Annotated in this window: 10 protein-coding genes; all 10 read left to right on the top strand. The window is 69.3% G+C overall.

Annotation, left to right across the window (positions count from 1 at the left end; genetic code table 11):
* The coding region (locus CKO31_RS05795) for an AIR synthase-related protein (protein ID WP_242475176.1) at positions 1-463 on the top strand (463 nt) is incomplete at its 5' end.
* On the top strand, positions 447-1,154 hold the full coding sequence (gene purN / locus CKO31_RS05790; RefSeq protein ID WP_200234888.1) for a phosphoribosylglycinamide formyltransferase: 708 nt from the start codon (positions 447-449) through the stop codon (positions 1,152-1,154). The genes CKO31_RS05795 and purN, both read left to right, overlap by 17 nt.
* Positions 1,155-1,329: 175 nt before the next feature.
* Entirely contained in the window at positions 1,330-2,283 is a 954-nt protein-coding gene (nhaR, locus tag CKO31_RS05785) for a transcriptional activator NhaR (protein ID WP_200234886.1), read from the top strand.
* Positions 2,284-2,601: 318 nt separating this feature from the next.
* Entirely contained in the window at positions 2,602-3,744 is a 1,143-nt protein-coding gene (locus CKO31_RS05780) for an ABC transporter permease (RefSeq protein WP_200234884.1), read from the top strand.
* Positions 3,741-4,541 (top strand): ABC transporter ATP-binding protein, encoded by an 801-nt coding sequence (locus CKO31_RS05775; RefSeq protein WP_200234882.1) that lies wholly within the window; start codon positions 3,741-3,743, stop codon positions 4,539-4,541. The genes CKO31_RS05780 and CKO31_RS05775 overlap by 4 nt, the downstream gene beginning before the upstream one ends.
* 180 nt (positions 4,542-4,721) lie before the next feature.
* Entirely contained in the window at positions 4,722-5,768 is a 1,047-nt protein-coding gene (locus CKO31_RS05770; RefSeq protein ID WP_200234881.1) for an MlaD family protein, read from the top strand.
* Between the two features lie 467 nt (positions 5,769-6,235).
* Complete coding sequence (gene miaB / locus CKO31_RS05765; RefSeq protein ID WP_200234879.1) at positions 6,236-7,645, top strand: tRNA (N6-isopentenyl adenosine(37)-C2)-methylthiotransferase MiaB; 1,410 nt, start codon at positions 6,236-6,238, stop codon at positions 7,643-7,645.
* A 7-nt stretch (positions 7,646-7,652) separates the two neighbouring features.
* On the top strand, positions 7,653-8,708 hold the full coding sequence (locus CKO31_RS05760; protein ID WP_242475175.1) for a PhoH family protein: 1,056 nt from the start codon (positions 7,653-7,655) through the stop codon (positions 8,706-8,708).
* Positions 8,709-8,779: 71 nt separating this feature from the next.
* Positions 8,780-9,301 (top strand): rRNA maturation RNase YbeY, encoded by a 522-nt coding sequence (gene ybeY / locus CKO31_RS05755; RefSeq protein ID WP_200234892.1) that lies wholly within the window; start codon positions 8,780-8,782, stop codon positions 9,299-9,301.
* On the top strand, positions 9,279-10,172 hold the full coding sequence (locus CKO31_RS05750) for a CorC family transporter (protein ID WP_200234876.1): 894 nt from the start codon (positions 9,279-9,281) through the stop codon (positions 10,170-10,172). The genes ybeY and CKO31_RS05750 overlap by 23 nt, the downstream gene beginning before the upstream one ends.
* The last annotated feature ends 68 nt before the right edge of the window (positions 10,173-10,240 follow it).

Raw genomic sequence — 10,240 nt, 5'->3', positions numbered from 1 at the left:
GGTGGGGGCGAGCAGGGCGTCGCCCCCAGCTCAGCCCCTCGACCCGGACGCCGAGGCGGTCACGACTCTCGGCGACGCCCTGCTCGCCCCCACCCGCATCTATGCCAAGCCGGCGCTGGCGCTGCTGCGCCACGGCGGCGTGCACGCGCTGGCCCACATCACCGGCGGCGGCATCACCGACAATCTGCCGCGGGTGCTGCCGGCAGGCACCAAGGCCGTGGTGGATCTGCGCACCTGGACGCCGCCGCCGGTGTTCCGCTGGCTGAAGGACGCCGGCAATATCGGCCAGGCGGAGCTGCTGCGCACCTTCAACTGCGGCGTGGGCATGATCGCCTGCGTCGCCGCCGACCGCGCCGCGGGCGCCTGCGGCCTGCTGCGCACCGCCGGCGAGCAGGCCTGGATCATCGGCCGGGTGGACCCGCATCGCGGCGAGCCCGTGGTGGAGTATGCCGGTGGCCGATGAGGCAGTACAGGCCCCAAGCTCCCACCCCCGACCACTGCCTGTGGCGGTGCTGATCTCCGGCGGAGGCAGCAACCTGCAGGCCCTCATCGACGCCCGCCAGGCCGGGGAGCTGCCAGTCGAGCTGCGCGCGGTGATCAGCAACCGCGCCGATGCCTATGGCCTCACGCGCGCCGCGCGCGCCGGCATCGCCACCCGGGTGCTGAGCCACAAGGCCTTCGGCAGTCGTGCCGAGTACGATCGAGCGCTGGCGGCGCTGCTCGATGAGCTCGCGCCGGGTCTCGTGGTGCTCGCCGGCTTCATGCGCATCCTCACCCCGAAATTCGTCGCGGGCTTCCGCGGGCGCATGTTCAACATCCACCCATCGCTGCTGCCCAAGTATCCGGGTCTGCACACCCATCGGCGGGCGCTGGAAGCCGGCGACAGCGAGCACGGCGCCACCGTGCACTTCGTCACCGAGGAGCTCGACGGCGGACCGCCGGTGCTGCAGGCACGGGTGCCGGTGCTGCCGGGGGACGACGCCGAGCGTCTCGCGGCGCGCGTGCTCGAGCAGGAGCACCGCATCTACCCGCTGGCGGTGCGCTGGCTCGCCACCGGCCGGCTGTGGTTGGACGAGACCGGTCGCCCGGTGCTGGACGGGCGCCCCCTGAGCGCACCTGTCCAACTGGCCGACGTCATCGCTCATCGACCCTAGCTCCGGACAGCCGACGCGCAGAGAGAGGATGAAACGCGGGTCCGATCTCGCTTCCGCGCCGTCGCAGCGCTCGGCTCGAAATCCCGGAAGTTTGACCCCAGAACCTTCGGCGTCTTCGAACTGTCCAGGCAGTAGCACCACCTCTGCACCAGCCGCCCAACCAGCATTCAGTCCCATGGCCCATCTGAACCTCAAGCACCTGCGCTATTTCTGGTCCGTTGCCAGTCATGGCTCCATCGCCCGCGCCGCCGAGATCCTGCACCTGACCCCGCAGACCATCAGCGGCCAGCTGCGGGAGCTGGAGGAGCAGGTGGGCGCCAAGCTCTTCACCAAGTCCGGCCGCGGCCTCGCGCTGACGGACACCGGGCGCCTGGTGTTCTCCTACGCGGACGAGATGTTCCGCATTGGCGACGAGCTCCAGGACGTGCTCGCCGGGCGCACCCCCGGCGGTGGGCTCACGCTGAATGTTGGCGTCGCCATGGTGGTGCCCAAGCTGCTCACCCACCGGGTGCTGGCGCCGGCGCTGGCCATGGACGAGCCGGTGCGGCTGCAATGCGTCGAGCGCCCGCTGACGGAGCTGCTCGCGGATCTGTCGGTGCACAAGCTGGACCTGGTGCTGACGGACAGCCCGCTGAACCCGGCGCTCAACATCCGCGCCTACAACCACCCCCTCGGTGAGACACCGAGTGTGTTCTGTGCCGCCCGCTCCCTCGCCGCCCGGCTGCGTCCGGGCTTTCCGCAATCGCTGGACGGCGCGCCCATGCTCATGCCGAGCAGCCACAGCGCCCTGCGCCGGGTGCTGGACCAATGGCTGGACGGCCTGGACGTCAAGCCGCAGGTGGTCGCGGAGATCGAGGACCGCGCCCTAATGAAGACCTTCGGTGAGGCCGGTGCGGGCGTGTTCAGCGTGCCGCAGGCGGTGGAGGACGACGTGCTCCAAAAATACGACGTCGAAATCATCGGCCGCACCGACGAAGTCACCGAGCGCTTCTATGCCATTTCCGCCGAGCGGCGCATCAAGCACCCGGCGGTATCGGCCATCACCGAAACGGCCCGCAGCGGGCTCTTCTCGCCGCGGCGGCAAGTGCCCGCCCCGACACGGCCGCAGGCGGTGGAAGCCGGCGGCTGAGTCCGGCACTGCTCGCTCGCGCAGCGCAAACCGGACCCAGCCGCACCGTGAGCCGGGACCAGACAACGCCCGCGCGCCGCGCGGCGGCGGTGGACTGCACCTCGGTGTCTTTGCTGAGGACGTGGTCGGCGGCTGGAGCTACAGCGACGGGCCCTATGCCGAGCGCTTCTACGTCCAGCTGACGCTCAGGCCGGACCCGGCGAGCGGCACGGCCGAGCTCGCGCTGGTAACGGCTTGAGCGCCGGCCGCCGCGCGCCAACCCAGCCCGCATCGCGTAGCATGCTGCCACTGCTAAGGAGCCCACCCAGCCGGCACCGCATGACCGACACCGCCCCGCCCACAGTCGACTTGCACAGCGACGGCGAGCACGCAACGCTGGTGCTCGGCGGCAGCTGGCGGCTGTCCCAGCGCCTGCCCCGGTTGGCGCGCGCCGAGCGGCTGTTGGCGCGGGCGCCGGCGGCGACGCGGCTCGATTTCGACACCACGGCGCTGACGGACTGGGACTCGGGCCTGGTCACCTTCATCGCCGGGCTGGACCAGCGTTGTCACGAGCGCGGCATCGCGTGCGACGCGCACGGCCTGCCCGCGGGCCTGCGCAAGCTCCTGGAGCTCGCCCGCTCGGTCCCGCAGACGGGCCGCGGCGGCCATGCCATGCAGCCAACGCCCTCCTTCCTGACCCGCGTGGGCAGCGACGCGCTGGACCTAGTCCAGTCCACCGGCGAGATCATGGAGTTCTTCGGCGAGGGCACCCTGGCCTTCCGCCGCTTCCTGCTGGGCCGGGCGCGGTTCAAGCAGTCGGACCTGTGGGTGATCATGCAGGAGGCCGGGGCCGACGCCCTGCCCATCGTCGGGCTGGTGAGCTTTTTGGTGGGGATGATCCTCGGCTACATCGGCGATCAGCAGCTCGCGGAATTCGGTGCTCAGATCTATGTCGCGGACCTGGTGGGGCTCGCCACCGTCATCCAAATGGGCGCGCTGGTGACCGCCATCGTGCTGGCGGGGCGCACGGGTGCAGCCTTCGCCGCGCGCATCGGCACCATGCAGGTGAACGAGGAGATCGACGCGCTGCGCACCCTCGGCATCTCGCCCATGGAGTTCCTGGTGCTGCCGCGTATGCTGGCGCTCATCGCCATGACACCGCTGCTGGCCATCTACGCGGACCTGCTCGGCATCCTGGGCGGGGCCTTCGTCGGTTCGGTGGTGGGCGGCATCACGCTGTCCGCCTACATGACGCAGACGCAGCTCGCCATCGGCTGGAACCACATCATCCAGGGCCTGATCGCCGCGACGGTCTACGGCGCCATCGTCGCCGCCTCCGGATGTCTCAGGGGCATGCAGTGCGGGCGCAGCGCCGCCGCCGTTGGGGAGGCGACGACATCCGCAGTGGTCACCGCCATCGTCTTCATCGTCATCGCCGCGGCGGTGCTTACCATCATCTTCGACGCGGTGGGGCTGTCGTGAGCGCCCCCGACGGCAATGCGGGCACGGGCTCGGCACCGGCGCATATCCGCGTGGAGGGGATCACGCTCGGCTATGGCGAGACCCTGGTGCAGCAGGATCTGACCTTCGACATCCGCCGCGGCGACGTCTTCGTCATCATGGGCGGCAGCGGCTGCGGCAAGAGCACGGTGATGCGCTGCCTCACCGGGCTGCTCGCGCCCTGGTCGGGGCGGGTGCTGCTCGGCGGCGAGAGCCTGTGGGAGCTGCCGGCGGCGCGGCGCAGCGCCCTGATGCGCCGCAACGGCGTCATGTATCAAAGCGGTGCACTCTGGAGCTCCATGACCTTGGAAGAGAACATCTGCCTGCCCCTGGAGCAATACACGAAGCTGGCGCCGGAGCAGATGCGCGCCATCGCCGAGTACAAGCTCGCCCTGGTGGGTCTCGCCGGCTTCGGCGACCATTACCCGTCGGAGATCAGCGGCGGCATGCGCAAGCGCGTGGGCGTGGCCCGGGCCATGGCCCTGGACCCGGAGGTCCTATTCTTCGACGAGCCCTCCGCGGGGCTGGACCCGCTCTCCGCCCGCCGGCTGGACGAGCTGATCCTGGAGCTGCGCGAAAGCCTCGGGACCACCATGGTGGTCATCTCCCACGAGCTGGACAGCATTTTTACCATCGCCGACGATGCGGTTTTTCTGGATGCCGAGACCAAGACCATGCTTGCCACCGGCAACCCGCACGAGCTGCGCGATCACAGCCCAGTCGCGCAGGTGCGGGCCTTTTTGACCCGCGGCGAGGCCGACCAAGATGCCGCCGCGTAGCAACGCCCGCAAAGACAGCCCGCAGCAGGACGCACACCCCGCTGCGCGCTCCCGGCTGCCCGGGCTACGCCGTCCTCAGCCCTCAGCCCTCGGCCCTGAGCCCCCGGCTCTGTCGGCGCCCTATCCCCAATGCTCCCCCACGCTTGCCTGGCACCCCCACCGCGCAGCAGGCGCGCGCAGATGAGCAAGCAAGCGAACCCAACCGTCATCGGCGGCTTCGTGCTCGGCGCCCTGGTGCTGGTGGTGGTGGCCATCCTGGTGTTCAGCAGCGGCGCCTGGATGCGCGAGCGCGTGCCCATGGTCACCTACTTCACCACGACGGTGCAGGGGCTGAACGTCGGCAGCCAGGTCCTCTTCCAGGGCGTGCCTGTCGGCCAGGTGACCAGTATCGGCGTGGACTACGAGTCCGGCCGAGGGCGCTTTCGCATTCCCGTGCACTACGAGATCTGGCCCAAGCAAATGCATATCCTGGAGTCCTCCGGCGAGGACGAGCGGGATCTGAAATCCCTGCTGCGGGAGCTAGTGGCCGAGCATGGCCTGCGCGCCAAGCTGGAGTCCGTGAGCTTCGTCACCGGCCAGTACGTCATCACCCTGGGGCTGGAGCCGAGCGCACCGCCGCTGACCGCCCCTCAGGAGACCCGGGGCCCGGTGCAGGTGCCGCCGACACCGGCCACCCGGGATCAGGTGGAAGAGATGCTCCAGACCATCGACCTCGGCAGCCTGGTGGGCGCCGCCACGGGCACGCTGCAAGCCTTAGAGGAGCTGTTACGCTCGCCGGCGTTGCATTCGTCGCTGGAGAATCTGGACGACACCCTCGACGGCACCCGCACGGCGCTCACGGAGCTGAACACGGAGCTGCGGCCGTTGCTTCAGCGTGCCGACAAGACGCTGGCGGCCTACGGCGAGCTGGCCACCACGCTCGAGGCCCGCGTGGGCCCGCTCGCGACCCGCATCGAGCAGCGCTTGGACGACGTCAGCAACGACATCTCCGGCTTGACCCGTAACCTGGAGACGCGCATCGATCCCATCGCCAACGCCGCCACCGGCGCCCTCGGCGAGGCCGAGGCGGCCATGGGCGCCCTCGCCGACTTCGCCGGCGAGGGCTCGGCGACCCGCTACGAGCTCTCGGAGCTGCTGAAGGAGGCCACGCGTGCCGCGCGCTCCCTGCGCAGCCTCGCGGACTACCTGGAGCGTCATCCCGAATCCCTGCTGCAGGGCAAACGCTGATGACGGCCGCAGGCGCAGTGCCGAGGGGTCATGCTTGCAGCGATGGGCGCGCCGGTCGCGGCCCGGTCGCGGCAGGGATGCCGCTCCCACAGCGGCAAGGCGCGGGTCGGCGTGATGATCGGAGCATCCGGCGGCAAACCCATCGGGCGTGGCGATGTAACCTCAAGTGCTTGACACAACAGGACGGCATTCCCAGACTGGCGGGCTTCTTGGGTGATCTGCACCCTAGCGGGCAGCCCTTTCGCTGCGTCGGCCAGCGGTCGCACCTTTGCGCCGAGTAAAGACCAGCCCACGAAGAAAGACCACGAAGCAAGACAGGGACTTGGAGGCAAGCGTCGCCGAGGTCTCGAGCATCCGGTGATGACGGCGCAGACTTGTATATCCTACTGGGCCCTTTCGTGCTCTTCGTGGCTCAAATACCCGGTCTCGGTTGAGTGACGACCTGCCGCCGCCATCTTCTTCAACGCATGACACGCAAGCTCTACATCCAGACCCACGGCTGCCAGATGAACGAGTACGACTCCGCGCGTATCGCGGACGTGCTGCGAGTGTCCCATGGCGCGGAGCTGACGGACCGCCCGGAGGCGGCGGACATCCTGCTGCTCAACACCTGCTCCATCCGCGAGAAGGCGCAGGAAAAGGTCTTCTCGCAGCTCGGGCGCTGGCGGCCGTGGAAGGCGCGGCGCCCGGAGCTGGTCATTGGCGTCGGCGGCTGTGTCGCGAGCCAGGAGGGCGAGGCCATCCGCGCACGAGCGCCCTTTGTCGACCTGGTGTTCGGCCCGCAGACCCTGCACCGGCTGCCGGAGATGCTCGACAGCCTGCTCGCCGAGCGCGCCCCGCAGATCGATGTCTCCTTCCCGGAGATCGAAAAATTCGACCGCCTACCGGAGCCCCGCGCTGAGGGCCCCAAGGCCTACGTCTCCGTGATGGAGGGCTGCTCCAAGTACTGCACCTTCTGCGTCGTGCCTTACACCCGCGGCGAGGAGATCAGCAGGCCCTTCGATGACGTCATCGCCGAGGTCGCGAGCCTCGCCGAGCAGGGCGTGCGCGAGGTCAATCTGCTCGGGCAGAACGTCAACGCCTACCGCGGCCCCATGCACGACGGCGAGATCGCCGACCTGGCGCTGCTGATCCGCTACGTGGCCGCCGTGGACGGCATCGAGCGTATTCGCTTCACCACCTCGCACCCCATGGAGCTCTCGGACAGCCTCATTGAGGCCTACGCCGAGGTCCCGGAGCTGGCGAGCTTCCTGCACCTGCCGGTGCAAAGCGGCTCGGACCGCATCCTGGCGCAGATGAAGCGCGGCCACACGGCACTGGAATACAAGGAGAAGATCCGCCGACTGAGGCGCGCACGCCCCGGCATCAGCGTGTCGTCGGACTTCATCGTCGGCTTCCCCGGCGAGACCGAGGCCGACTTCGACGCCACCATGGAGCTGGTCACCGACATCGGCTTCGATCAGTCCTTCAGCTTCATCTACAGTCAGCGCCCGGGCACGCCCGCTGCGGCGCTGGCGGACGACGTGCCCCACGCCGTCAAGCAGGCACGCTTGGCGCGGCTGCAGCAGCAGATCAACCATCAGGCCCAGGCCATCGGCCGGCGTATGCTGGGGCAGATACACCGGGTGCTGGTGGAAGGCCCCTCGCGCAGGGACCCGTGCCAGCTCGCCGGCCGCACCGAGAACAACCGGGTGGTGAACTTCGCCGGCCCCGACAGCTTGGTCAGCACCTTCGTTGACCTGCGGATCACCGAGATCCTGCCCAATTCCCTGCGCGGCGAGCTGACCGACCCAAGCCCTGCGGCAGCGACGGCCTACGCGCCAGCGGATGCCGCCACCTTGGCCGAAGGCGCCGCCGCTACCCGAGCCCCCATTTGAGCCCCCTTTGAGTCCAGAGCCCTACAGCATCGACCTGGAGCTGGCGCCCGCAGACAACGCCCGGCTCTCCAGCATGTGCGGGCCCTTCGACCAGCACCTGCGCCTCATCGAGCGCCGTCTCGGCATCGAGATCAGCAACCGCGGCGTGAGCTTCCGCATCGTCGGCGAGCCAGCGGCGGCGGCCGCCGGGGAGCAGGTCTTGCGCGACCTCTACGACGTCGCCGAGACCGAGGCCGTCTCCCCCGAGTCCGTGCATCTGCAGCTCCAGCAGGCGGACGCCGAGGCCGCAGCCGAGGACACCGCCGAGCGCCTGCCGGATGTCATCATCAAGACCAAGCGCGGCCTGGTGAAGGCCCGCGGTGCCACCCAGCAGGCCTACCTGCATGCCATGGTCACCCATGACATCAGCTTTGGCGTCGGTCCCGCCGGCACCGGCAAGACCTATCTCGCCGTCGCCTGCGCCGTGGAAGCGCTGGAGAGCGAGCGGGTGCGCCGGCTCTTGCTGGTGCGCCCGGCGGTGGAGGCCGGCGAGCGGCTCGGCTTCCTGCCCGGCGACCTGGCGCAGAAGATCGATCCCTACCTGCGCCCGCTCTACGACGCCCTGTTCGAGATGCTGGGCTTCGAGAAGGTCAACAAGCTCATTGAGCGCAATGTCATCGAGGTCGCGCCCCTGGCCTACATGCGCGGGCGCACGCTGAACGACGCCTTCATCATCCTGGACGAGGCCCAGAACACCACGCCGGAGCAGATGAAGATGTTCCTCACCCGCATCGGCTTCGGCTCCACGGCCGTCATCACCGGCGACGTGACCCAAATCGACCTGCCCCGCGGGCAGCCGTCCGGGCTCAAGCAGGCCCTGGGTGTGCTACAGGACGTCCCCGGCATCGGCTTCACCCACTTTGGCGCCCGTGATGTGGTGCGCCATGCGCTGGTGCAGCGTATCGTCAACGCCTACGATGCGCATGATCGCCGCCAGGAGCGCCGACACCGTCGCGACAGAGACTCAGGGCATGAGCGCCGAGCCCCGGACGAAGGGCCGCACGAGAACGGCGACGAGGCGTGAGCAGCACCACCCAGCCCCCGGCTGCCGCGGACGGGGAGCCTCCGTCATCCCTATCGCCGGCGCCCGAAGTCCTGCTCGGCGTCCAGCGTGCCTGCGACGCGCCGGACCTCCCCGGCGATGAGCGGCTCGCGTCCTGGGTGAGCGCCGCCTTGATCGCGGGCTCGGCCGAGCCGCGTGCCAGGGCCGCACTGACGCTGCGCGTCGTCGACACCGACGAAGGCGCGCGGCTCAACGAGACCTATCGCGGCAAGTCCGGCCCCACCAATGTCCTGTCCTTTCCCTTCGAGCCACCATCCGGCCTGCCCCCAGAGGCGTTGGAAGCATTGGGCGAGGACTTGGACGCGGAGCTGGGCGACCTGGTGATCTGCGCCCCGGTGCTGCGCCGGGAGGCGGCCGACCAGGGCAAGACGCTCAGCGCCCACACGGCGCATCTGATCGTCCACGGCACCTTGCACCTGCTCGGATACGATCACATCGACCCGGCCGAGGCCGCCCGAATGGAAGCCCTGGAAAGCGCCATTCTGCGCGGGTTAGGATTTCCCACACCTTACGAGGTCCCCGAGGACCCTGATGACCACCGATCGAGCGCGTAACGACGCGCAGCCCAACTCCCAAGCCACACCCCAGCCCATTCCCCAGCGCATCCCCTGGCGCAAGCGGGTCTGCCGCCTGTTGGGCCGGGAGCCCAAGGATCGGGCCGCACTCATCGACATCCTGCAAGACGCCGAGCGCACGGGCCTGCTGGACCGCGACGGCCTCGGCATGATCGAGGGCGTCATGCAGGTGGCCGATCTGCGGGTCGGCGACATCATGATCCCGCGGGCGGAAATGGTCAGCGTCCGCCGCGACGACCCGCTGGAGCGCATCCTCGAGATCGCCGTGGACTCCGCCCACTCGCGCTTCCCGGTCACCGGCGAAGACAAGGGCGAGGTCATCGGCATCCTGCTCGCCAAGGACCTGCTCGCCTACTGCACCGAGAGCCGCCGGCAGGGCGCCTTCAACATCCGCGACCACCTGCGCGGCGCCGTCTTCGTACCCGAGAGCAAGCGGCTCAACGTCCTGCTCAAGGAGTTCCGCTCCAGCCGCAACCACATGGCCATCGTCGTCGACGAATACGGCAGCGCCGCCGGGCTCGTCACCATCGAGGACGTGCTGGAGCAGATCGTCGGCGACATCGAAGACGAGCACGACCACGACGAGGGCGCCTTCATCTTCAAGCGCGGCAAAGGCGAATACACCGTCAAGGCCCGCACCAATGTCGAGGACTTCAACGACTATTTCGATAGTGGCCTCGACCCCGGCGAGTTCGACACCATCGGCGGGCTGGTCACCAACGCCTTCGGCCGCCTCCCCACCCGCGGCGAGCGCACGGAGATCGAAGGCTTCCGCTTCACCGTCATGCGCGCCGACAGCCGGCGGGTGCATTTGCTGACGGTGCGCCCACCGGCCACCGCAGCCGAATGACATCCCCATAACCCAAGCCAGGCCCCAAGGCGCTCCCGGCGGGCTAAGAGCCCGTGCCCGGGACGACG

It is taken from the genome of Thiohalocapsa halophila, from assembly GCF_016583825.1.
Lineage (GTDB): Bacteria > Pseudomonadota > Gammaproteobacteria > Chromatiales > Chromatiaceae > Thiohalocapsa > Thiohalocapsa halophila.
Note: the sequence above shows the minus strand (reverse complement) of the source record. Positions and strands in the feature narration are given on the sequence as shown.

What these genes read in the sequence shown, in the direction of transcription:
- purN (WP_200234888.1), top strand. Translation starts at nt 447, where the DNA reads ATGCCGGTGGCCGATGAGGCAGTACAGGCCCCAAGCTCCCACCCCCGA.
- nhaR (WP_200234886.1), top strand. Translation starts at nt 1,330, where the DNA reads ATGGCCCATCTGAACCTCAAGCACCTGCGCTATTTCTGGTCCGTTGCC.
- CKO31_RS05780 (WP_200234884.1), top strand. Translation starts at nt 2,602, where the DNA reads ATGACCGACACCGCCCCGCCCACAGTCGACTTGCACAGCGACGGCGAG.
- CKO31_RS05770 (WP_200234881.1), top strand. Translation starts at nt 4,722, where the DNA reads ATGAGCAAGCAAGCGAACCCAACCGTCATCGGCGGCTTCGTGCTCGGC.
- miaB (WP_200234879.1), top strand. Translation starts at nt 6,236, where the DNA reads ATGACACGCAAGCTCTACATCCAGACCCACGGCTGCCAGATGAACGAG.
- CKO31_RS05750 (WP_200234876.1), top strand. Translation starts at nt 9,279, where the DNA reads ATGACCACCGATCGAGCGCGTAACGACGCGCAGCCCAACTCCCAAGCC.